General features: G+C 63.7%; 20 protein-coding genes. 10 read left to right on the forward strand and 10 right to left on the reverse strand.

The features are described from left to right. Positions 1 to 5: 5 nt before the first annotated feature. The 3 genes from P8R42_26445 to P8R42_26455 all read right to left on the reverse strand — a co-directional run bounded on the left by P8R42_26445 (position 6) and on the right by P8R42_26455 (position 3,390). Positions 6 to 1,244: an acetyl-CoA hydrolase/transferase C-terminal domain-containing protein gene (locus P8R42_26445; protein ID MDG2308132.1), complete on the reverse strand. Its 1,239-nt coding sequence runs from the start codon at positions 1,242 to 1,244 to the stop codon at positions 6 to 8. A gap of 164 nt (positions 1,245 to 1,408) precedes the next feature. After that, positions 1,409 to 2,182: a hydroxyacylglutathione hydrolase gene (gene gloB, locus P8R42_26450; protein ID MDG2308133.1), complete on the reverse strand. Its 774-nt coding sequence runs from the start codon at positions 2,180 to 2,182 to the stop codon at positions 1,409 to 1,411. Positions 2,183 to 2,184: 2 nt separating this feature from the next. Next, complete coding sequence (locus P8R42_26455) at positions 2,185 to 3,390, reverse strand: FIST N-terminal domain-containing protein (protein ID MDG2308134.1); 1,206 nt, start codon at positions 3,388 to 3,390, stop codon at positions 2,185 to 2,187. A 78-nt stretch (positions 3,391 to 3,468) separates the two neighbouring features. On the opposite strand from P8R42_26455, the gene P8R42_26460 reads away from it, so the two are divergent. Beyond that, positions 3,469 to 4,566 (forward strand): tRNA-dihydrouridine synthase family protein, encoded by a 1,098-nt coding sequence (locus P8R42_26460; GenBank protein ID MDG2308135.1) that lies wholly within the window; start codon positions 3,469 to 3,471, stop codon positions 4,564 to 4,566. 142 nt (positions 4,567 to 4,708) lie between these two features. Here P8R42_26460 and gyrA read toward each other — a convergent pair whose 3' ends face one another. The 4 genes from gyrA to dnaA all read right to left on the reverse strand — a co-directional run bounded on the left by gyrA (position 4,709) and on the right by dnaA (position 12,585). Beyond that, the gene (gyrA, locus tag P8R42_26465; protein MDG2308136.1) at positions 4,709 to 7,219 is read right to left on the reverse strand and encodes a DNA gyrase subunit A; all 2,511 of its coding nucleotides are present in this window, start codon (positions 7,217 to 7,219) and stop codon (positions 4,709 to 4,711) included. 36 nt (positions 7,220 to 7,255) lie between these two features. Then, the gene (gene gyrB / locus P8R42_26470) at positions 7,256 to 9,691 is read right to left on the reverse strand and encodes a DNA topoisomerase (ATP-hydrolyzing) subunit B (protein ID MDG2308137.1); all 2,436 of its coding nucleotides are present in this window, start codon (positions 9,689 to 9,691) and stop codon (positions 7,256 to 7,258) included. Positions 9,692 to 9,822: 131 nt separating this feature from the next. Beyond that, positions 9,823 to 10,929, reverse strand: a complete 1,107-nt coding sequence (dnaN, locus tag P8R42_26475) for a DNA polymerase III subunit beta (GenBank protein MDG2308138.1) — start codon at positions 10,927 to 10,929, stop codon at positions 9,823 to 9,825. Positions 10,930 to 11,205: 276 nt separating this feature from the next. Next, positions 11,206 to 12,585: a chromosomal replication initiator protein DnaA gene (gene dnaA / locus P8R42_26480; GenBank protein MDG2308139.1), complete on the reverse strand. Its 1,380-nt coding sequence runs from the start codon at positions 12,583 to 12,585 to the stop codon at positions 11,206 to 11,208. 413 nt (positions 12,586 to 12,998) lie between these two features. Between dnaA and hemL the strand changes: the two genes are divergently transcribed. The 8 genes from hemL (at position 12,999) to P8R42_26520 (ending at position 18,934) form a co-directional block, all read left to right on the forward strand. Then, positions 12,999 to 14,270 carry a glutamate-1-semialdehyde 2,1-aminomutase gene (hemL, locus tag P8R42_26485; protein MDG2308140.1) on the forward strand — a complete coding sequence of 424 codons (1,272 nt, stop codon included), beginning with the start codon at positions 12,999 to 13,001 and terminating at the stop codon, positions 14,268 to 14,270. Between the two features lie 95 nt (positions 14,271 to 14,365). Next, a complete protein-coding gene (locus P8R42_26490; protein MDG2308141.1) occupies positions 14,366 to 14,575 on the forward strand; it encodes an AtpZ/AtpI family protein in 210 nt (69 codons plus the stop codon). 79 nt (positions 14,576 to 14,654) lie between these two features. Further along, complete coding sequence (locus P8R42_26495) at positions 14,655 to 14,978, forward strand: hypothetical protein (protein MDG2308142.1); 324 nt, start codon at positions 14,655 to 14,657, stop codon at positions 14,976 to 14,978. 15 nt (positions 14,979 to 14,993) lie between these two features. Beyond that, positions 14,994 to 15,686 carry a F0F1 ATP synthase subunit A gene (gene atpB / locus P8R42_26500; protein ID MDG2308143.1) on the forward strand — a complete coding sequence of 231 codons (693 nt, stop codon included), beginning with the start codon at positions 14,994 to 14,996 and terminating at the stop codon, positions 15,684 to 15,686. A 117-nt stretch (positions 15,687 to 15,803) separates the two neighbouring features. After that, positions 15,804 to 16,127: an ATP synthase F0 subunit C gene (atpE, locus tag P8R42_26505; protein ID MDG2308144.1), complete on the forward strand. Its 324-nt coding sequence runs from the start codon at positions 15,804 to 15,806 to the stop codon at positions 16,125 to 16,127. Positions 16,128 to 16,334: 207 nt separating this feature from the next. Next, positions 16,335 to 17,228 carry a ParB/RepB/Spo0J family partition protein gene (locus tag P8R42_26510; GenBank protein MDG2308145.1) on the forward strand — a complete coding sequence of 298 codons (894 nt, stop codon included), beginning with the start codon at positions 16,335 to 16,337 and terminating at the stop codon, positions 17,226 to 17,228. 152 nt (positions 17,229 to 17,380) lie between these two features. Beyond that, complete coding sequence (locus P8R42_26515; GenBank protein MDG2308146.1) at positions 17,381 to 17,956, forward strand: hypothetical protein; 576 nt, start codon at positions 17,381 to 17,383, stop codon at positions 17,954 to 17,956. Between the two features lie 30 nt (positions 17,957 to 17,986). Beyond that, positions 17,987 to 18,934 carry an alcohol dehydrogenase catalytic domain-containing protein gene (locus P8R42_26520; GenBank protein ID MDG2308147.1) on the forward strand — a complete coding sequence of 316 codons (948 nt, stop codon included), beginning with the start codon at positions 17,987 to 17,989 and terminating at the stop codon, positions 18,932 to 18,934. Positions 18,935 to 18,940: 6 nt separating this feature from the next. Here P8R42_26520 and P8R42_26525 read toward each other — a convergent pair whose 3' ends face one another. Further along, the gene (locus P8R42_26525) at positions 18,941 to 19,378 is read right to left on the reverse strand and encodes a hypothetical protein (GenBank protein ID MDG2308148.1); all 438 of its coding nucleotides are present in this window, start codon (positions 19,376 to 19,378) and stop codon (positions 18,941 to 18,943) included. Between the two features lie 152 nt (positions 19,379 to 19,530). Here P8R42_26525 and P8R42_26530 point away from each other — a divergent pair, with 152 nt between their 5' ends. Continuing rightward, the gene (locus P8R42_26530; GenBank protein MDG2308149.1) at positions 19,531 to 20,049 is read left to right on the forward strand and encodes a hypothetical protein; all 519 of its coding nucleotides are present in this window, start codon (positions 19,531 to 19,533) and stop codon (positions 20,047 to 20,049) included. A gap of 33 nt (positions 20,050 to 20,082) precedes the next feature. Here P8R42_26530 and P8R42_26535 read toward each other — a convergent pair whose 3' ends face one another. Then, a complete protein-coding gene (locus P8R42_26535; GenBank protein ID MDG2308150.1) occupies positions 20,083 to 20,676 on the reverse strand; it encodes a riboflavin synthase in 594 nt (197 codons plus the stop codon). Positions 20,677 to 20,760: 84 nt separating this feature from the next. Next, complete coding sequence (locus P8R42_26540) at positions 20,761 to 20,997, reverse strand: hypothetical protein (protein MDG2308151.1); 237 nt, start codon at positions 20,995 to 20,997, stop codon at positions 20,761 to 20,763. Between the last annotated feature and the right edge of the window lie 76 nt (positions 20,998 to 21,073).

The following is a 21,073-nucleotide window of genomic DNA, read 5'->3' on the forward strand; positions in this document are numbered from 1 at the left end:
CGCCGCTAGAGCCCGGCGCGCATCTCCGGGGCGGCGATCGCGCGCAACGCCGCGGCGCGCTCCTCCAGATCGCAGCCGGTGAGACGCGCGACGCCTTGCTCCGTCACGACGAAGTCCACGGTGAAGTTCGGAAGTGAAACCGCGTTTCCTTCCGGCAAGCGCGGCACGATTCGCGAATGCGCCTTTGCCTTCGACCGCATCGCGACGACGGAAAAGCCGCCAGGCGAGTACCGCGCGCCCTCGACGAAATCGAGACTACCGCCGACACCGCTCACGCAGTGGCCCCCGATCGTCGCACCGTTCACCTGTCCGGTCAGATCGACTTCGATCGCCGAGTTGATCGATACGAAGCGCTCGATGCCGGCGAGGTAGGGCAGGCTGTGGGTGACGGTGGTCGGCTGGAGCGACACCCTTGGATCGGCGACGGCCTGCCGGTACATCTCGACCGAACCCGACACTTCTCCAGTCACGACCTTCGCATTCGGCTGGCGATCGAGGAATTCGAGCAGCGGGTCGCTGTACATCCCGGAATGCAGGTTGATTCCGGACCGCTCCGACAGGGCGAGTAGAACCGCTTCCGGAATCGTACCCACGCCGAGCTGGACCCAGGCGTCGTCCGGGATCAGCTCGAGGACATGGTCGACGATCGCGCGATCGATGTCGTCGCAGGATGCACGCGGGAGAGTGCCGAGCGGTCCGGTCGCGTCGACGGCGAAATCGATCGCATCGACGGGAATCTCGGTCGTTCCATCCGACCAGGGCATGTCCGGGTGGATCTCGGCGATGACGAGCTTCGCCGCCTCGACCATCGCCGGATAGATCGCGCACGCACTGCCGAGACTCACGCGCCCGGCGCGCGGCGGCGTGCACTGAATGACGGCAACCTCGGCGGACAGAAACCCACCCCGCCCGAACAGTCGCGGGATATCGCCGAAGCGCAGGGGAAGGAACCCGATCCGGCCACTACGGGCGATCCGGCGAATCGCTCCACCGACCTGCCAAGTCACGTAGCGATAGCCCGGTCCGAGCCCGCCCGTCTCGTGGTCGGTCGCATCGAGATCACCCAGGAACCGGTAGCGCCCGAACTGGAGTCCCGAGTACAGACGCGTCGGGTTCGCCGGATCTCCGCGTGACGCGGCGATTGCGTCGAACACCGACCACGGCTCGATGCAGCCCTGCGGTAGAACGACGCGCGCCCCGGCCGGGATCTCAGAGACGGCTTTGTCGGCCCGAACGCGCTCCACGCGCTAGTGCATCGCCGTCGACATCGGGTTCATGGATTGGCGTCGATCGGCGTTCGTCGCAAGAAACGGCAACGCGGGAAAATCGGCAATCTTCCGAGGAGACGAGATGTCGCGAGGGACGTCGAGGGGCGGCAAGGCATACGCCCGATGTCGACGGCGATGCACTAGAACCCGTCTTTCAAACGGCGTGTCGCTCCGAAGATCTCGACCTCGTCCTCGCCCACGTCCGGGAAGCGCTCCTGGATCGACTCGCGCAGTTCCTGGCTGCGCGTCCGCAGGAAGGGATTCGTCGTGCGTTCCGACCCGATCGTGCTCGGAACCGTCGGCTGACGTTCGCGCCGCCTGGCCTGGGCCCAAGCGAGCTTGTCGGTGATCGCCTTGTTCTTGGGCTCGAGCGTGCTCGCGAACTCCAGGTTCTTCACGGTGTACTCGTGACCGCAATACACCTTCGTGTTGTCGGGGAGCGCGTTCAGCTTCGCGAGCGAACCCATCATCTGTTCGGGATCGCCCTCAAAGAGACGTCCACACCCGGCGGCAAACAGTGTATCGCCAGTGAACACCGACCGGTGCTGCTCGAAGTAATAGGCCATGTGTCCGCTCGTGTGAGCCGGCACCAGGATCGGTCGCGCGGTGATCGTGCCGACGTGCACGGTGTCACCCTCTCGCACCCCGTCGGTGAGCGCCGGGATGCGTCCGTCGTCATCCGCGTTTCCGTAAACCCGAACCGAGATCTTACCCGCGATCTCTTCGTTCCCGCCCACGTGATCGTAGTGGTGGTGGGTCGACAAAACGGTCGTGATCGTGACGCCTTCGGCCTGCGCCGCGGCGAGCATCGGTTCGACCTGGGCGCAATCAACCACGGCCGCAACGTTCTCGGTCTCGTCGATCACCAGATAGCTGTAATTGTCCTGCAGGACGGGGACGGGTACGACGCGCACGATTACCTCCTCGTGGGTTTGCCAGCGTTGGGATCTTCTTCGCTGATCGAGCCGTCCGGCGCCAGCCCGGCAAGGAGGCCGGTGAAATGGTGGAACCGGTTCCGGCCCAGATGGGGGGCGAACGTGACGTAGCTCCCGAAGCCCGCGATCGGCGTCTCTGCGAGGTCCCGTCTGAGGTAGGCCGTATCGAGATCCGGCAAGCCGTAGGGTGCAGAGTCCCCGAGCGCACTGTGAAAATACAGGACGGCGGACAAGGACGGCATCGCGGACAGCTTCGCCACGCTCGAATCGAGGCGCTCTCGCGCCACTGCCGGGTCCCGGGCGGCGAGGGCAAACCGCATCCCCGGGACGACCTCGTCCCCGATGAGAAGGGCGTCCCCATGCGCGTCGGCACCTACGATCGGTCGCAGGAGGGGAGCGTCTGTGGATTGCACTGAATCCGATTCGGCGAGGGCCACCTGGATGAATCCGAGTGCCTCGTCTGGATTTTCGCGCAGGCTCGGCGGAAGCGCTTCGAGAACGCACTCGAGCGCCGGCCGGCCGTCGAGTCGCTCGACGCGATTGGCTTCCGCCTGCGTGATGGTCCACCAGCGACCGATCGGGCTGAACACCGGGCTTCGAATCGGCGCCACCGAAACGCCGCGAAGAACCAGACCCGCCACCGCATTCGTCGAGCTGGTCCCGTGTCCCACCACCGCAGTCTGGCCGACCGCCCCGCTTTCCGTTGCCCCCGCACCGATGACCGACGCGTCGCCGGCCGTTTCGGCGATGCCACTCAAGAGCTCCTCGGGGGCGAGATTGTAGCTGTCGGCGAGCAAGAGAATCGTCGCCGGCGCAGCGTCGTCACCCGCTGCGAGCCGCCCGATCTCCCGGCCGTACTGTTCGGAGCGACCACGGAGCCCCTGGATGAAAAACCGCTCGACGCCGGTCAGACCGCCGACGGCGAGGGCCGAGATTCCCCGCGCTGAAGGCGCCGGATCCCGCGAGATCACGCTCCCCGCCGAGCAACCAATCACCGACCCGATGCCTGCCCGGGTCGATACCAGCCGGGAGATCCTCTCGAAGGCCGGCCCATAGTCGTCGGTCGCGAAAAACACCGCGGCGCGTGACGAATCCGCCCCACCGAGCCCGGCCAGCCCGTCGGCGACCTCCCGGGCCGCTGCGTCCGGATCGGCCTTGCGGGAGGCACTGCTTCTGGCGACCAGCATCCAGCCGAGTCTGCCGTCGTTCGGGCCCCCGGGGCAACGGCCCTTGCGCCGGTCCGCGCCGTCCGGGAACCTTTTCTCATGCAGGGGCTTCGAACGAGCCCGGCTGGGGTCGCTCCGCCGCTGGAGCGATGGAACACCCTGGCCGCGCGCGGAGTTCGGGTCGACTTCCCGTTCTTCTTGGCGCCCATGGTGGGTCTCTCCCACGTGGCGCTGCGAATGACCGCTCGCAGCTACTTCCCGCGCGACACGAACAGCCTCCTGTTCACCGAGATGCTGTCCTCGCGGAGGCTGCCCGCAGAACGCATGGGCGACCGACCGGAAACCGCGACATTCGCTGAAGAGACCAACCTGGTCCCGCAGCTGCTCGGCAACGAAGAGCGCTTCATCGCGGCGTCCCTCGACAAGCTCCAGAGCATGCGACCGGCCGCAGTCGACATCAACATGGGGTGCCCGGTCACTCAGGCTCTGAAACACAACTGGGGGGTCGCGTTGATGGGCGACCCGGCGTACGCAGAGGAAGTCGTGCGCACGACAGTTCGTCTCTCTCGTTGGCCGGTCTCGGTGAAGCTCCGGACCGGGCTCGACGACGACCTCGAATACCTCCTCGATTTCTGTCGGATGCTCGAGGAAGCCGGCGCCGCATGGATCACGCTCCATCCGCGAATCGCCCGACAGCAGCGGCGTGGCTCCGCGAACTGGGACTACATCGCGCGTGTTCGAGACACCGTTTCAATTCCGGTCGTAGGCAACGGTGACGTTCAGACGACGGAAGACGCGTTGTCCCTTCTGAGTCGAACTGGATGCGACGGCGTCATGATCGGCCGCGCCGCCGTCGCGCGGCCGTGGATCTTCTGGCAGATCGGCGAGGCCATGGGGCTGCCCCCACCGCCCGGACGTGAGGGAGACGAGGCGCCTGCGGATGGGTACGAGGAGGGGGCCGAGTTCCACAGCGCCTTCAAGCGCTTCGTCGACATCGCCGAGCCACACTTCCCGGCACGCGACGCGCGAAAGCGCGTGAACTTCTTCGTGCATTGGGGCGCACGCTGGCTCGATTTCGGCCACGAGCTGTGGCGGCGAATCTCTTCGGCACCGGACATGCAGGAAACCCGCGCACGCGCGGCCGCTTTCTTCACGAAGCCGCAACGTATGACGGCGCGAACGGTCCTGCGGGGCTGACTGGGTTCACCGCACGATCGGGTCACGGGCGCCGCTAGCGGGGCCGCGAACTGGATTGCCGATCCCAAATCCGATCGCTCTACGGGGAGCAGGTGACGTCACGCTCCACCCGCTTCCGCACGGTTTGAATTGCGTGTTCCACTCAGGCGTCTTCGGGCGTTTCGGGAACCTCGGGGCTCTCCGCGACCGCTTCGGGCTCTCCGCCCTCCGACTCGTCCGCTTCACCGTCGGCCTGGACATCGCCTTCGACCATGCGGGCAACACTCACGACCCGCTCGCCATCGTCGAGCACGACCATCTTCACGCCCTGCGTGTTCCGGCCGATGACGCGCATCTCGTCGACGCGCATGCGGATGAGCCGTCCGCGGTCGGTCACCAGCATGACCTCGTCGGCCTCGCGGACCTGCGCAACACCGACCACACCGCCCGTTCGATTGCTGACCTTCATGGTGATGATGCCTTTGCCGCCGCGCGTCTGGAGCCGGTACTCCTCGAGCTCGCTGCGCTTGCCCATACCCCCCTCGGAAACCGTGAGGATCGTGGCCTCCGGCGAGAGGACGGAAAGACTGACGACCTCGTCGTCTCCGTCGAGCGAGATCCCGCGGACACCGCCGGCGGAGCGTCCCATCGAGCGAGCGTCACTCTCGCGGAAACGGATCGCCTGACCCGTACGCGTGGACAGAAGAACCTCGTGTCCGTCTTCGACGAGGCCGGCTCCGATCAGGCTGTCGCCCTCTTCGAGGTTTACAGCGATCAGGCCCGAGGCTCTCCGGTTGGAGTACGCCATCAGATCGGTCTTCTTCACAGTACCGCGCCGGGTTCCCAGGATGACGCGAGAACCTTCGGTGAATTCGGGCACGGTGAGGAAGGCCGACAGCTGCTCTTCGGCTCCGAGTTGGAGCAGGTTCACGACGGCCTTGCCGCGCGCGATCCGGCTGCCCGACGGGATCTCGTAGACCTTCCGCCAGTGCACACGTCCCGCAGTCGTGAAGAACAGGATGATGTCGTGGGTCGACGCGACCACGAGATCTTCGATGAAGTCCTCGTCGCGGGCCGTCGCCCCCAGCTTTCCACGGCCACCGCGGCGCTGCGCGCGGTACTCGGTAGCGGCAATCCGCTTGATGTATCCGGCGTGAGACACTGTCACGACCATGTCTTCGCGCGGGATGAGATCCTCGTTGGTGATCTCGTCGCCGGTCTCGATGATCTGCGTGCGTCGCTCGTCGCCGTAGCGATCGCGAATCTCGGCCAACTCCTCGCCTATGATCCGGTCGACTTCCGAGGGGGTATCGAGGATGAACTTCAACCGCGCGATCGTCTCCTCGCACTCCCGGTACTCCTCGAGAATCTTGTCGCGCTCGAGATTCGTGAGGCGCTGGAGGCGCATGTCGAGGATGGCCTGCGCCTGGATCTCCGTCAGGGAGAACGTCGACATCAAGCCCGTACGGGCCTCGGCCGGGTTCGGCGCGGCGCGGATCAGGGCAATGACCGCGTCGAGATTGTCGAGGGCGATCTTCAGACCCTTGAGAATGTGCAGCCTGTCTTCGGCTTTTTTCAGATCGAAGACGGTCCGGCGCGTAATGATCTCGCGGCGATGGTCGAGGAAGACGACGAGCGCTTCGCGCAGGTTCAGCAGCTTCGGCTGGCCGTCGACGATGGCGAGCAGGTTCACGCCGAACGAGTCCTGCATCTGCGTGAGCTTGAAGAGTTGGTTCAGGATGACCTGGCTCACGGCGTCGCGCTTGAGCTCGATCACGATGCGCATCCCGTTGCGATCGGACTCGTCGCGCAGGTCGGAGATGCCTTCGATCTTCTTCTCGTTGACGAGATCGGCGATGCGTTCGATCAGGCGCGCCTTGTTCACCTGGTACGGGATCGCGTCGACGATGATCTTCTCGCGGCCGGTCTTGGGATGCGTCTCGATCTCGGCGCTGGCGCGGATCTGAAGGACGCCGCGGCCACTCATGTAGGCCTCTTGGATCGCCGCTGTCCCCACGATGAAGCCCGCCGTCGGGAAATCCGGGCCGGGGATGTACTTCATCAGGTCGAGCGATGAGAGGCTCGGTTCTTCGAGCAGGGCCAGGCAGCCGTCGAGCAGCTCATTCAGGTTGTGCGGCGGGATGTTGGTCGCCATGCCCACGGCGATACCCGCCGATCCGTTCAGCAGAAGATTCGGGATCTTCGCGGGTAGGATGAACGGCTCGTGCTCGGATTCGTCGTAATTTCCGACGAAATCGACCGTATCCTTGTCGATGTCGGCGAGGAGCTCACCCGCGATCCGCGAAAGGCGGATCTCGGTGTATCGCATGGCCGCAGCGGCGTCGCCGTCGACCGAGCCGAAGTTCCCCTGTCCGTCGACCAAGGGGTACCGCATCGAGAAATCCTGGGCGAGGCGGACGATCGCATCGTAAACCGCGGAATCACCGTGCGGGTGGTACTTACCGATGACGTCGCCGACGATGCGTGCCGACTTCTTGTAGGACTTGTTCCAATCAACCCCGAGCTCATTCATCGCGTGGAGCACGCGGCGATGCACGGGCTTGAGCCCGTCGCGGGCGTTGGGGAGCGCACGGCCCACGATGACGCTCATTGCGTACGCCATGTAGGACTGCCGCATCTCGTCTTCGATGTTGACCGGAATGCGTACTGCCATCTTCGTTCAGACCACCCTAACTGCGGACCGCATGGGTCAGATGTCGAGGTTGCGCGTGTTGAGCGCGTGCTCGTCGATGAATTTGCGCCGGGGCTCTACGGCATCTCCCATCAGCGTGGAGAAGATCCGCTCTGCCTCGGGAGTGTCGTCGACCCGGACCTCGAGAAGGGTTCGGGTATCGGGGTCCAACGTCGTGGCCCACAACTGGTCCGGGTTCATCTCCCCCAGGCCTTTGTATCGCTGGATCTCGAGCCCCTTGCGGGCGTTCGACATGATGTACCGGACCGCCGCCGGCAAGGTCGGCATGGAGAGCCGTTCCTTCGCCGTGATGATGGTGAATGGGGAACGACCCGCTCCAGAGAGCTCACCGGTCAGTCGACGAACCTCCTCGAACTCCGGTGCCGCGCAGAATTCCAAGGACAGAATCGTTCGTTTCTTCGCCGAACCTTCAGCCGTCGTGACCTGGAGGACCGGAAGTTCCCCCGGAGTCGGCTCCGCGATCTCGACTCCGACAAGATCCACTTCCTCGCGGCTCTCTAGTCGTTCCTGGAGGCTCTGGCGGATCGTCTCGAGTAGCCCGGTGTCCCGGAACGCCTCGGGTCCGAGGCGCTCTTCTTCAGCGGCCGCGGAGACCACGTTGCGGCAACGCCCCGCACGCTCGACGATTCCGAGAATTCGATCGAGTCGACCGAAACGCTCGAGAACGGTGGCCAGCGCGTCGCCGGCGAGAGGAACGTCGCTGCCCGTTCCGAGGACTTCGATTTCTTCGCTGCCCTGACGGATCAGGTATTTGTCCAGCGAGGACTCGTCCTTCAGGTATTCTTCCTTCTTGCCCTTCTTCACCTTGTAGAGCGGCGGCTGCGCGATCAGGACGTGCCCGCCCTCGATGAGCTCGGGGTACTGGCGATAGAAGAACGTGAGCAGGAGCGTACGGATGTGGCTCCCGTCGACGTCCGCGTCAGTCATGATGATGAGCTTGTGGTACCGGAGCTTCGAGAAGTCGCGATCTTCCTTGCCGATGCCCATACCGAGCGCCGTGATCAGCAGGCGAATCTCGTTGGAAGACAGCATCTTATCGAAGCGCGCCTTCTCGACGTTCAGAATCTTGCCTCGCAGAGGCAGGATCGCCTGAAACTTCCGCTCGCGGCCCTGTTTGGCGGAGCCGCCGGCGGAATCGCCCTCGACGATGAAGAGCTCGGACAGTGCAGGGTCGCGTTCCTGACAGTCCGCGAGCTTGCCTGGTAGCGAGCCGGAGTCGAGCGCACCCTTCCTGCGGGCCAGGTCCTTGGCCTTCCGGGTCGCTTCCCGCACACGGGCCGCCTCGACGCACTTGCCTACGATCTTCTTGGCGTCGCTCGGGTTCTCTTCGAAGTAGTTCCCGAGGCCCTGGTTGACGAGACTCTCGACGAAGCCCTTCACTTCACTGTTTCCGAGCTTGGTCTTCGTCTGTCCTTCGAACTGAGGCTCGGGAACCTTCACGGCGATGACAACCGTGAGCCCCTCGCGGGCATCGTCGCCCTCGAGACCGTCGGTTTCCTTCTTCAAAATGCCGTTTGCCTGCGCGTAGTTGTTGATCGTGCGGGTCAGAGCGGACTTGAAGCCGGAGAGATGGGTCCCACCTTCGTTTGTGTTGATGCTGTTCGCGAAGGTGTAGATCGTCTCGTTGTAGCCCTCGTTCCACTGCATCGAGACTTCCATCACGACGCCCTCGCGCTCTCCCTCGATGTAGATCGCGGTGGGGTGGATGGCGGTCTTGGCCGCGCCCAGATGCTCGACGAACGAAGCGATGCCGCCCGGGTAGTGGAACTCGTGCGAGCGCTCGGTCTGCTTGTCCTCGATCGAGATTCGCAGGCCCCGGTTCAGGAACGCCATCTCGCGCAGTCGCTTCGAGAGGGTGTCGAAGTTGTAGCTCGTGTCGGGGAAGATGAGCGGGTCCGGCTTGAACGTGATCTGTGTGCCGCGGCTCTGGGTTGTGCCGATCTCCGCGAGGCGATTGTCGGCAGCGCCGCGCTGGTACTTCTGGAAGTACACCTTCCCGTCGCGCCAGATCTCCATCTCGAGACGCTCCGAGAGTGCGTTCACGACGGAGATACCCACGCCGTGGAGCCCGCCGGAGACTTTGTAGGCCCCCTTGTCGAACTTTCCGCCGGCATGCAGCTTCGTAAGCACGACCTCGGCGGCGGAGATGCCCTCGGTCGGATGGATGTCGACCGGGATACCGCGACCGTCGTCGATGACGGTGACGGTTCCGTCGACGTGGATCGTGACGGAAATCTTCGTGCAGTGACCTGCCAGGGCCTCGTCGACCGAGTTGTCGACCACCTCGTAGACCAGGTGATGCAGACCCCGTTCGGTCGTATCCCCGATGTACATTCCGGGGCGTTTTCGGACCGCTTCGAGGCCTTCGAGGACCTTGATCTGGTCGGCCCCGTAACCGCCTGTCACGCCGCTCTGTGCTTCCGTTGAATCCATAGTTAAATCAAATAGTTAAAGGATTGCTTTAACCCCAGTATTCTAGCAGACGCAGGACCAGTTAGACAGGCCGTTCTACGCATGGATGCAGCGTTTTTTCGCCCTCGATGTGGGCGAGGTGAAGACCGCGCTCAGAGGCGCATGGGCATGACGACGTAGCTGTACGTGTCGTCGTCTTCCGTGCGGATGACACCGGGGCTCACGTCGTCGATCAATCCGATCTCGATCTTTGAATCATCCGGCAGAACGGCCAGGACGTCGGTCAGATACCGAGAGTTGAACCCGACTGTCATGTCGTCTCCGTCGTACGAGACTTCGAGATCCTCGCTGGCTTCGCCGAAGTCGGGGCTGCTCGCGGAGACCGTCAGCTGGTTGGCCGAGACGGCGAGGCGAACACCGCGCGAACGATCGCTCGCAACGACCGAAACGCGCTTCAAGGCCGACAGGAGATCGTCCTTGGGAACGGCGGCCCGGAACTTCACTTCACCCGGGATCACCTGCTCGTAGTTCGGGAACTCACCATCGATGAGCCGCATCACCAAGGCAACGTCGGCCAACTCCACTCGAACGACGTTTCCGCCAATGCTGAGCGAGGCGTCTCCGTCTTTGCCGTCGAGAAGCCGGCGCAGTTCCGCCAGGCCCTTCCGAGGCAGGATGATGCCCTTTTCCGGCGCGCTCGCACCCGGCACCGGCTCGTTCACCAGCGCGAGACGGTGGCCATCCGTGCCGACCAGGCGCAGTGTTTCGTCGCTGCCGTTGAGGAAGACCCCACCCAGGTGGGCGCGTGTATCGTCCGTCGAGACTGCGAACAGCGTACGGTCGATCATCCGAGAAAGCGCTTCCACGTTCACCGTGAACTTCGAGACGGCCTCGTTGTCGGCTTGCGGGAACGTCGGGAAATCCTCTGCTGGAAGGCCCACGAGACGGACCCGCGAACGACCGGAAACGACCTCGACGAAGTGATTTTCGAGCAACCGAATCGTGACATCACCGGGGCGAAGCTCGCGAACGAGCTCGTAGAACTTGCGCGCGCCGACGGTGGCGGCACCGGCCTGGGTGACCTTGGCTCCACAACGCCGTTTGATGTGAACTTCGAGGTCCGTGGCAGCGATCGAGAGATCCTCGCCGGCCTCGAGCAACACGTTGGCGAGGATGGGCATCGTGTTGCGTCTTTCGACGACGCCCTGCGTGAGTGCCAATGCCTGCGTGAACTCACCTCGATCGATCGAGAACTCCATCTGCATCGCTCTTTCGGTCTATAGGACCTTGGTCCGCTCCCTATTCTCTCTTTAGGATATTAAAAGAATAGTAGTAGTAGGGGCTGCTGAAAACGGGGACAACTACTCCAACACCTTGTTATTTCTAATAAATCGACTGTGCACGAAGAGCGGAGAGTAATCCGGAGAAACGACGCGAGCGCCGGATTTGTCCGAAAGATCGCAGCTTGTCCGAAGCCGCTCCACAGCCCATCCACAGGGTCGTAACGATGGAGCTTTTGGCTTCGAGACGCAACATCAAGCCCGCCCTCGGGTGAGCTGTGCCTCGAGAGTTTCGAGAGTGGAGGCGAGGCCCGGATCGTTCTGAATTCGGCGTGCGACGCTCTCGGCCGCGTGCATGACGGTGGAATGGTGCCGCTTGCCGAAGTTCTCACCGATGACCGGAAACGAGGAACTCGTGAGTTTGCGACACAGGTACATCGCGCACTGACGCACGGGTGCGATGTGCTGCGTGCGACGCTTCGAGTTCATCTCGATGAGGGTTACGCCGTAGTGCTCGCACACGAGCTTCTTGACCTCGTCGATCGTGAGTTCGCGCGGGCGGGAACGGAAGTGCGGCTTCAATACGTCTTGCGCAAACGCGACCGTGATCTCGCATCCTTGCAAGGATGCGCTCGCGTTGAGTCGCGTGAGTGCACCTTCGAGCTCGCGCACATTGTCGCCGATTGCACTGGCGATGAAGTTCGCGACATCGGGCGATAGTGCGAGACCGGCCGCCTCCGCCTTCTTCTGCGCGATCGCCGTTCGCGTTTCTATCTCAGGGGACTGGATGTCGGCCGTGAGACCGGACTCGAAGCGGTTCCGCAGGCGTTCTTCGAGTCCGGAAATGTCCTTCGGGAACTTGTCGGACGTCAATACGATCTGCTTCCGACCTTCGTGTAACGTGTTGAAAGTATGGAAGAATTCTTCCTGGGTGCGCTCGCGGCCGGCCAGGAACTGGACGTCGTCGAGGATCAGGAGATCGACCTTCCGGAAGCGGTTCTTGAAGTCGCCCATCCGGTCGCGTTTGAGCGACGAGATCATGTCGTTCACGAACGCTTCGCTCGAAAGGAAGACGACCTTGGCCATCGGGTTCTTTTCGAGCACCCGGTGACCGATCGCGTTCGCAAGGTGGGTCTTGCCGATCCCGACCGTGCCGTAGATGAACAGCGGGTTGTATTGCTCACCCGGGTTCTTGGCCACGGCCTGGGCAGCGGCGTGCGCGAACTGGTTGCTCGAACCTACGACGAAGTTCGAGAATGTGTAGCGCGGGACCAGATTCCCCACGCGCGCGTTGGTACGCGTGCGTTTCGGCCTACTGGCCGCTGCCTTTGTGCCAGCGGGCCTCTTCTCGTCCGCCGCCTCTGAAGGCGCATCGGGCTGGAAGAGCTCACGCTGACGACTCGCTTCGACGCGGAATTGAATGCTGGGGGCAGGATGCGATTCGTCTCCGAAGGACGATCTGAGCGCATCGAGATAGTGACGGGTGACCCAGTCACGGTAAAATTTCGACGGTGCTTCGAAGAGCACCTTGCCGCCACCACATTCCGCGACCCGCAGAGGCTTGATCCAGACGTCGAAGTTGCTCTCTCCAAGCGACTTCTTGAGCCTCTCGCGAGCATGGTGCCAAGAGTGCATAGGCCCAGCTTCCCCCCCATTGCCCAAAGGGCTTGTTCACAGCCTTGTCCACAGGTGTGGATAAGGCGAAAACTCTCAGTGGAAACAGATAGTTACCCGTGTCCCCAACGGGCTTTATTCACACTGAGAGAAAACTACCGTGCCATCCCGACGTTCTCGTCCACGACGATTCGACGATGGGTGATGCGTAACCGGATTGTAGATGATCGGTGGAGCTTTTTGAGAAGGTTCACACAGAGGTGTGTGAGGCGGCGTTTCTAGGCCCGCTCGATGAAAGTTGCAAGACGAAAACAAAACGAAGCGATGAAGTCGTTGATGTTTCGGTAGAAAAAACTTTTCCGAGAGGAACCGACACGACTACATCGCGCATGCGTTGCGATGTAGGTCTCTGATTCTCTATTCTTCGTCACAACTTGCACGACACATCGACAAAGTTGCTGACACGCGCAGCCAGTATCATCCCGGCGGGTGTGAACAGTCCCGTTCGCGCTTGGGGTGCGGTTGGCGGCGAACCACGTTTCCTTGTCCGCGGACGCGGTGCGTTCGTTTGGGACGCCGACGGCAACGAGTTCATCGACCTGGTCTGCGCGTGGGGGCCGTTGATTGCGGGACACGCGCACCCCGACGTCGTGCAAGCGGTGACTAACGCGGCAAAACGCGGAACGGGGTTCGGGGCACCGAACCCCGTCGAGATCGAACTCGCCGAGGCGATCGTCGGTTCTTTCCCGTCGATTGAGAAGGTGCGTCTGGTCACCTCGGGCACCGAGGCGACGATGACGGCGATGCGCATCGCGCGCGGCGCCACCGGGCGCTCGCGCGTGATCAAGTTCAACGGTTGCTACCACGGCCATCACGACAGCTTGCTCGTGAAGGCTGGTTCAGGCGCCGCGACACTCGGCGTGCCTGACAGCGCAGGTGTGCCGGCAGCCATCTCCGAGCTCACGAGCGTCGTCGAGTACAACGACCTGGAGTCGCTGCGCGCCTCAATCGCGGCCGATCCGCCTCCGGCGGCGGTCATCGTCGAGCCGGTCGCGGCCAACATGGGAGTCGTTCCACCCTCGCCAGGCTTCCTCGAATCGATCATCGAGCTCTCCCACGAGGTAGGGGCACTGGTCATTTTCGACGAAGTCATCAGTGGCTTCAGAGTTGCTCGGGGCGGCGCGCAAGAGCTCTACGACGTTCGGGCGGACCTCACATGTCTCGGGAAAGTGATCGGTGGGGGCCTGCCCGCGGCAGCCGTTGGTGGTCGCGCCGACCTCCTGGATCTCCTGGCACCGATCGGACCGGTCTATCAAGCGGGAACGCTCTCCGGGAACCCGATCGCGTGTACGGCCGGGCGCGAAACGGTCCGATTGCTCGACGACGGCGCGTACGCGACGCTCGAGCGGCGAGGCGCAGCGCTCGAGACCGGGTTGAAAGATGCGATTGGAACCGCTGGTGTTCAGGCGTGCGTGCAACGAGTCGGCTCTCTGCTGACTCTCTTCTTCGGTGTGGAGTCCGTCTGCGACTTCAAAGATGCGTCGAGCACCGACACGGAAGCCTTCGCAAGCTTCTTCCGTGCCATGATCGAAAACGGAGTGAACCTGCCGCCTTCGCAGTACGAGGCGTGGTTCGTTTCCCTCGCGCACGGCGACGCCGAGATTGATCGGATCCTCGACGCGGCCAAGCGCGCACTCGGCGCGTGACGTTGGTGACCTCAAACGACGAGGCATCCAAGAGTCCTCGCAAACGCGAGAAGCCGGCCGATCCTCGACTGTCCCGTCGCGCCGTTCGCATTCAGATGACGGGGGTCGGTCTCGAGTTCGGCGCGAGTGTGATCGGCGGACTCGCGGTCGGCTACTACCTGGACGAGTGGCTCGGCACGGAGCCGGTATTCGTCCTCCTGTGTGTGTTCGGTGCGCTCGTGGTGACGGTCACGCACCTCGTCGCGCTCTCGCGGCGCCTCGATCGGCTCCGCCGAGCTGACGAAGAGGGTTCCTCCGACGACTGACGCGACGACGGACCCGCCGACCGGAGCTGCCAAGCTGCGTCTGGCGCAGATCGGATCCTGGCAGGCCGCCCTCCTCGCGATGGGCGGGGGGACGCTGGCTTGTCTGGGCCGGGGCTCGGCCGCGAGCCTCGTCGCTGGGGGCTTCATGATGTTCGGAAGCCTGTCTTTACAGCGCTTTGCGGTCACCGCGGCCTTCCGGCGGCATCGACAACCCGGCCTCGCGCTGTCCCTTCTCCTGCTGAAACTGATGCTCGTACTGGCCTTCATCTACGTCGGATTCAACACGGCGCTGATCGCGCCCCTCTCCTTTGCCGCCGGTGCGACGACCCTCCCCGTGGCGATCGTTTTTGACGTCTGTTACGTGGATTGGTCGACGCGCCGGTCGCGCGTGCTCTCGAGCTGAGAGGATTCTGGTCGCATGGAACACCCCGTTACTTGGACATTTTTGCTTGGAATTCCGACGCCTTGGGCGTCGGTCGTCACCGGAGTGTTCGTGATGGCCGTGCTGCTCCTGGTCGCGTCGCGCGCCCGTTCGGCCGTGACTTCCGAGGGCGCGATCATCCCTGACGCGGGCCTAACCCCGCGAAATGTCTTCGAACTCATGGTCGAGGGCCTCGGCAGCCTCGCCGACCAGGTCATCGGGCACGGCAGCAAGCTCTACGTGCCGATCCTGTGCTCCTTCTTCATCTTCATCCTGGCGTCCAACATGCTTGGATTGGTTCCGGGTTTCGGCCCGCCGACGTCCGATTTCGACATCACGCTGGCGCTAGGTGTTTGCTCGTTCCTGATCTTCAATTGGTACGGCTTCAAAGTTCAGGGGATGGGCTACCTGAAGCACTTCGCCGGGCCGATGCTCGCCCTGGCCCCGTTGATCTTCACGCTGGAGATCATCGGCGTCATGGTCCGCCCGTTCTCGCTCGGTCTGCGTCTTTTCGGGAACATGTTCGGTGATCACCTGGTGCTCGAGATCTTCACGGATCTCACCAAGGTCGGGGTCCCGGTCATCTTCTACTTCCTGGGCACGCTCGTTTCGTGCATCCAGGCGTTCGTCTTTACGCTTCTCACACTGATCTACATTGGCCTCTCCGTCGCACACGACGAGGGTCATTAGGAGCTCTTCGCGAGCTCCCAAAACGAACGCCGGTCGGCCTTCTGGGCGATGTTGTGATGAGGATGAGGATAGAGGCGTGCTCTACGAATCCGACCAGGCGAGAAAGGAGAAACATCAATGAATCGCATCAATGGAATTCTTCTCGTCGCTCTCTTGGCGGCGATCGCAGTTCTCGCTCCCGGCACCGCATTCGCGGCTGAGGGTGCAGCGGCTGGCTCGGCTTCGATGATCGCGCTCGCCGCGGGCCTCGCCATCGGGCTCGCTGCCATCGGCGCGGCCCTCGGTCAGGGTCGTGGCCTGGCGGCCGCGATGGAGTCGATCGGTCGTAACCCGAACTCGGCCGACCGCATCCAGACCCCCATGATCCTGGGTCTCGCGTTCATCGAGGCGCTCGCAATTTACGCCCTCGTGATCGCGTTCCTGCTTCAGGCCAAGATCTAAAGCAGCACCTTCGGAACCTCGCGCTCGGCGGCGTCCTGTTGCCGGGCGCGGGGATCCAAGTTCACCACAACCTCTCCTTCTTCCTTGAACAAGTTTTTCTTCAAATACCGGCGGTAAGAATTGACACGCGGTAAGTGTCCCGGGTATTGAGAATACAGGCTTTTTTGTCTGCGCAGGCCTGGGGTTGTAGGTCAGAGGGGGTGTGGAGTGGCTGATGGGGGAGAGGTTCAGCAGACCTCGAAGGCTAAGCCCAGATTCGCCATGGCGGGTCAGATCTTTGGCCGCCGTCGGACGGTGTTCGCAGCTGTCCCGATCGCGGTCATCAAACCAAATCCGAAGCAGCCGCGGCAGTACTTCGATCCTGAGGCGCTCGCGGAGCTGGCCGAGTCAATCAAGGCTCGCGGGTTGCTCCAACCGGTGATCGTTCGCCGTGACGACGACGGTGGTTACACCCTGATCGCTGGGGAACGCCGCCTCCGTGCCGCGGAACTGGCCGGTGTCGGACTCGTTCCGGCCATCTTGAGCAATCACGATCTGCTCGAGGTCGCGCTCGAGGAGAACATCCAGCGGCAGGACCTGAACGCCCTCGAGGAAGCGGAAGCTCTCGCCATCCTGGCATCCGAGCGCGGTTATTCTCACGCCAAGCTCGCCGGGGTGATTCACAAGAGCCGGCCCTATGTGTCGAACACGCTGACGCTCACGCGCCTGCCCCAGGACATCAAGCGCGAGTATCTCGACCAGGGCGCCGTGGTTTCCCGCGAGATCATGATCAGCGTGGCTCGTCAGGAGTCGCCGGAGGAGATGCACGCGCTCTGGAAGCGCGTGAAGCTCGGCGCTCTCTCGGTCCGCAGCTTCCGGCAACGGGCCGAGGCGAAGAAGCCCTTTCTTCCGGTCGTCCAGGTTATCAAGAACACTCGGAAGCTCGGCCGAGCGATCCGGCAGCTGAGCGGCCTCGGCACCCTCGAGGAGGCCCAGGCGGCCACCTTGCGGCGCTCCCTACTCCGGGCCCGAAAGGCGATCGATCGGGTGCTCTCGGAGCTTCCCGAGCAGGAAAAAAAGGCGAATCCGCGGCCTCGTGCCTTGGTCGCAGTCCGCGGGTAGCGGTCTTCTCGGACCTCTCCGCCGCGCGGCTCAAGTTTCTTTCCGGACGGCCGATTTGCGGGTCAAATCCCCGTTTTCGGGTCTACCCCTGTGGAGACAGCTCGGCGATCCAGATACATCGGATATTGGGATTTAGTGGGAGGCGTACGCCGATGAGAACAGCGGTCAGGATGATGGTGGTGGTGGCGGCGGTGGTCGCGATGCCAGCTATGGCAGCGGCCGAGGAGATTGCCTCGAGTATCGGGACGTCTTGGGACTGCAAGGGGCAGACCGAAGAGCGTCCGTACATCTGCGACGTCGGACAGCCGCAGCCGCTCTCGATGACGAGTTTCGTGCAGATCTTGCAGGACGACGCGGCGATTCGCGCGACCGTCGCGCGCATCGGGATGCCGGACGCGGTCGAGCTCCAGCGCGTCCTCGTAAACGATCCCTGGCTGAACTACGAGGTCCGAACGTACTACCGCGACTACGACCGGATGTACGTCTTCGCCCGCGCCTTCGTGCTCGGGAACCCGCAAGTGTCTCTCCTGCGGCACGAGGGTCCGATCCCGCCGCATTGGCTCGCGAGTCATGCGCCGATCGACGTCGACGCAGCGGCGCGGCGCGCCGAACACGCCGCGGCTCGGGCCGAAGCCGTAGCGGAGCGCGCCGAGCGCCTAGCCGACCGGGCCGAGTCGATCGCCGACGCGATGGCCGCCGACTTCCCCCGTCGCTTGCAGAAGAACTGACCGGCTCCGACTAGGGCCGCCCTTTTTGCGATGCGCGCACTTGTCTGGGATGGCCGGGAGCTGGGCTTCGTAGACGATGTTCCACCGCCGACGCCCACGGATGGCACGGCCGTCGTGCGGGTTCGGCTCGCCGGCATATGCTCGACAGATCTCCAGATCCTGAAGGGATACATGGGGTTTCGCGGGATTCTCGGTCACGAGTTCATCGGCGAAGTCGTGGAAGGGCCGCCTGATCTCCAAGGCCGCCGCGTCGTAGGCGAGATCAACTTCGCCTGCGGTCGCTGTGAGACCTGTCAGGCGGGCAGGCCACGGCACTGTCCCGTGCGCACCGTGCTCGGCATTCAGGGGGCTGACGGTGCCTTTGCAGAGCTGGTTCGCCTGCCGGTTGAGAACCTCCACGTGGTGCCGGACGACGTGGATGACCGCACCGGGGTCTTCGTCGAGCCCCTCGCCGCCGCCTTCGAGTCGGACGCACAGACCCGCGACCTCGCGGGCGGCAAGTCCGCGGTCGTCGGCGCCGGCAAGCTCGGGCTCCTCGTCGCACAGGTCCTGGCGGCCCGAGGGGACGACGTTACCGTCGTGTGCCGAAGCGAGGGCGCTCGGCGCCGGGTCGGGGCTCTCGGTCTGCACGCTGCCGACGAGCGCTCCGCGTCTGCGGGACGCGACCTCGTGGTCGAAGCCACGGGCGCGGTAGAGGGACTCGCGATCGCCATGGGTCTAGTGCGTCCCCTGGGTACGATCGTCGTGAAGTCGACCGTCGCGGCGCACCACTCACTGGACCTGGCGCCGATCGTGATCCACGAGATCTCGCTCGTGGGATCCCGTTGCGGGCCGTTCGCGCCCGCTCTCGAGGCCCTGCGGACGGCGGCCGTGTCGGTCGCGCCGCTGCTCGACGAGGTCTACCCGCTCGAGCGGGGGGTCGAGGCCGTCGCTGCTGCGGCCCGACCCGGCTCCCTCAAGTTCCTACTCGAACCATAGGCCGGTTCAGGCCGACTTCCGCATGGTTCGATCTCGCAGCGAGATCGAGTGACGCTTGCCGTTCACGCGGCGGAACGGGAAGCGGTACATGCCGAGCCCACCAGCGTCGCGCTCGGTCTTCCAGTTCCCGAGGCCTTTACGCAGTGTTTCCGGCTCGAAACGAAGTGCCGCGCAGATGTTCTCGAACGAGTACGGCCAACTCGTGTCGGTCGAGTTGATCCAGCTCTCGGCTTCTTCGAAGAGTCGGCGATTGCGACGACCCTGCTCGCCCGCATACCGCTGGTAGGTCGCTACCGCGTCCTCCATTACGGCCAACATGAGACGGACCTCCGGCTGGTCGGTGCGCTCCATCTGAACGCGGTCGCGGTACTGTTCGGGGGTGATGAGATCCGGCTCGAACAACCGAGCGACCACATCCTCTTGTATTACCTGCGCGCCTTCCATAGAGCCTCCTGTGAGTCCAGCCTTCTCACGACGCAAGTCCTGTGCCGGACCCGCCCTGTAATTCCGGGCCGGGCAAGATGTCGATCGGCCTTTTGGCGTCCGGATTTGTGACATATCTTGAGATTGCGACATCAGAACTAGCCACATTGCGTATGGCTGACAAACCGAAAAAACCGATCCTGCCCACCCTGACGCGGTTGGCCGCCGACTCGCTTGTCGAGACTATCGACGGACCTGTGGAGATCGTTAAGCTCGTGGGCAAAGTGATGCCGGTCCTGACGCGTTTCGGGGACGGCAACCTAGGGTTCCGCATGATGACCCAGATCCGCGAGCTCCATGCGGACGCCGATCTCATCCGCCTGACGAATGCGGATGGCCAGGTCCTCCGCGTGGGCCTCGACCACGTCTTCGTTCGCGCGAACGGCGACGAAGCACGCGCCGCGGAGTTGGCGGAAGGCGACGAGCTCGCCTCGGGCTGGAGCTACCCGGCCGGATACGAAGTCCCGGATGCTGAGGAGTACGCTGGGGACGTGCGCGGCAAGACGTGGAGCAACTCGGTAGTCGTTCGCTCGGTCGACAAGGGTGAGCGCGGACCCCTGTACGGCGCGACGGTGAAGGAAACGAAGAGCTACTACCTCACGTTCGGCGCCCAATCGCGCGCCCAGGAGTAGCTCCCGGCGGGTGACGCCCTGCTCTGTCGGGTCCTACGTCGCGGTTTCGACCGCGCGACGTGCGTACCGGGCCAGCATGTCGGCTTCGAGATTGACCGGGTCGCCAGCCCGGCGCTCGCCGAGCGTCGTGACTTCCAGCGTGTGCGGGATCAGGGCGATCGAGAACCGGTCCGCGCCGGGCGAACAAACGGTGAGGCTGATCCCGTCGATCGCGACGGATCCCTTGTCGGCGACGAAGCGGCCGAAGTCTTCTGGGAAGGAGATCGTGAGCCGCTGGCCCTCTCCCTCGGGCTCGAAGGACACGATCTTTCCGACGGTGTCCACGTGGCCGAACACGAAGTGTCCGCTGATCCGATCGCCGACTCGCAGGGAGCGCTCGAGATTCAGTCGAGCGCCGGGTGTCAGAGATCCGAGCGTCGTGCGGTCGAGCGTCTCGACGCTCAAATCAGCGACGAAACCGGTCTCCGTGGTTTCGCGTACGGTCAGACAGACGCCGTTGGTGGCGATGCTCTCGCCGAGGACGAGCTCCTTGGGATCGAGGCCGCCTTCGACGGTGAGGACGGCATCGCCGCCGCGGCGCTCGAAAGAAGCGACGCGGCCAAGGGCTTCAATGATTCCGGAAAACACGAGATTCAGTCAGCCTTCTGCCCGTTCCCACCACCCAACCCTCCGTCCGCGGCGCCCGCAGGCTTCGCGGTCGCTCAGGCGCCGTCAGGCGCTCGGGGGCGGAGCGGGCTCGGGCGCGGCCGCTCCCTCGATGTTCCCGGACTTGGGGTACAGACGAGACGCGGCCCACGGGTGCGAAGCCAGGAGCGGCAACCCCACACCTGTCAGGGCGAATCCGATGACGATCCAGAGGAAGAACTCGTTCAGGATTCCCAACGCCACCATAACCAGACCCCAGGTCGCGATCGCCACGGAGGCTATGAACTGGATGACGAACGACACGCTTTGCGCACTAGCACGGGTCCGGATCACATTCACGCGATCGTCCCCGTCGCCACCCGGTCAAAAGTGCGCGCTG

The organism is Candidatus Binatia bacterium, assembly GCA_029243485.1.
GTDB lineage: Bacteria > Desulfobacterota > Binatia > UBA12015 > UBA12015 > VGTG01.

Excerpts from the sequence above, each read along its gene's own strand:
- P8R42_26495 (MDG2308142.1), top strand. The coding sequence starts at position 14,655 with ATGGGCGGGGGGACGCTGGCTTGTCTGGGCCGGGGCTCGGCCGCGAGC.
- P8R42_26460 (MDG2308135.1), top strand. The coding sequence starts at position 3,469 with ATGCAGGGGCTTCGAACGAGCCCGGCTGGGGTCGCTCCGCCGCTGGAG.
- dnaN (MDG2308138.1), bottom strand. The coding sequence starts at position 10,929 with ATGGAGTTCTCGATCGATCGAGGTGAGTTCACGCAGGCATTGGCACTC.
- atpB (MDG2308143.1), top strand. The coding sequence starts at position 14,994 with ATGGAACACCCCGTTACTTGGACATTTTTGCTTGGAATTCCGACGCCT.
- P8R42_26455 (MDG2308134.1), bottom strand. The coding sequence starts at position 3,390 with ATGCTGGTCGCCAGAAGCAGTGCCTCCCGCAAGGCCGATCCGGACGCA.
- gyrB (MDG2308137.1), bottom strand. The coding sequence starts at position 9,691 with ATGGATTCAACGGAAGCACAGAGCGGCGTGACAGGCGGTTACGGGGCC.
- P8R42_26515 (MDG2308146.1), top strand. The coding sequence starts at position 17,381 with ATGAGAACAGCGGTCAGGATGATGGTGGTGGTGGCGGCGGTGGTCGCG.
- atpE (MDG2308144.1), top strand. The coding sequence starts at position 15,804 with ATGAATCGCATCAATGGAATTCTTCTCGTCGCTCTCTTGGCGGCGATC.
- dnaA (MDG2308139.1), bottom strand. The coding sequence starts at position 12,585 with ATGCACTCTTGGCACCATGCTCGCGAGAGGCTCAAGAAGTCGCTTGGA.
- P8R42_26525 (MDG2308148.1), bottom strand. The coding sequence starts at position 19,378 with ATGGAAGGCGCGCAGGTAATACAAGAGGATGTGGTCGCTCGGTTGTTC.
- gyrA (MDG2308136.1), bottom strand. The coding sequence starts at position 7,219 with ATGGCAGTACGCATTCCGGTCAACATCGAAGACGAGATGCGGCAGTCC.
- P8R42_26490 (MDG2308141.1), top strand. The coding sequence starts at position 14,366 with ATGACGGGGGTCGGTCTCGAGTTCGGCGCGAGTGTGATCGGCGGACTC.
- P8R42_26530 (MDG2308149.1), top strand. The coding sequence starts at position 19,531 with ATGGCTGACAAACCGAAAAAACCGATCCTGCCCACCCTGACGCGGTTG.
- P8R42_26520 (MDG2308147.1), top strand. The coding sequence starts at position 17,987 with ATGCGCGCACTTGTCTGGGATGGCCGGGAGCTGGGCTTCGTAGACGAT.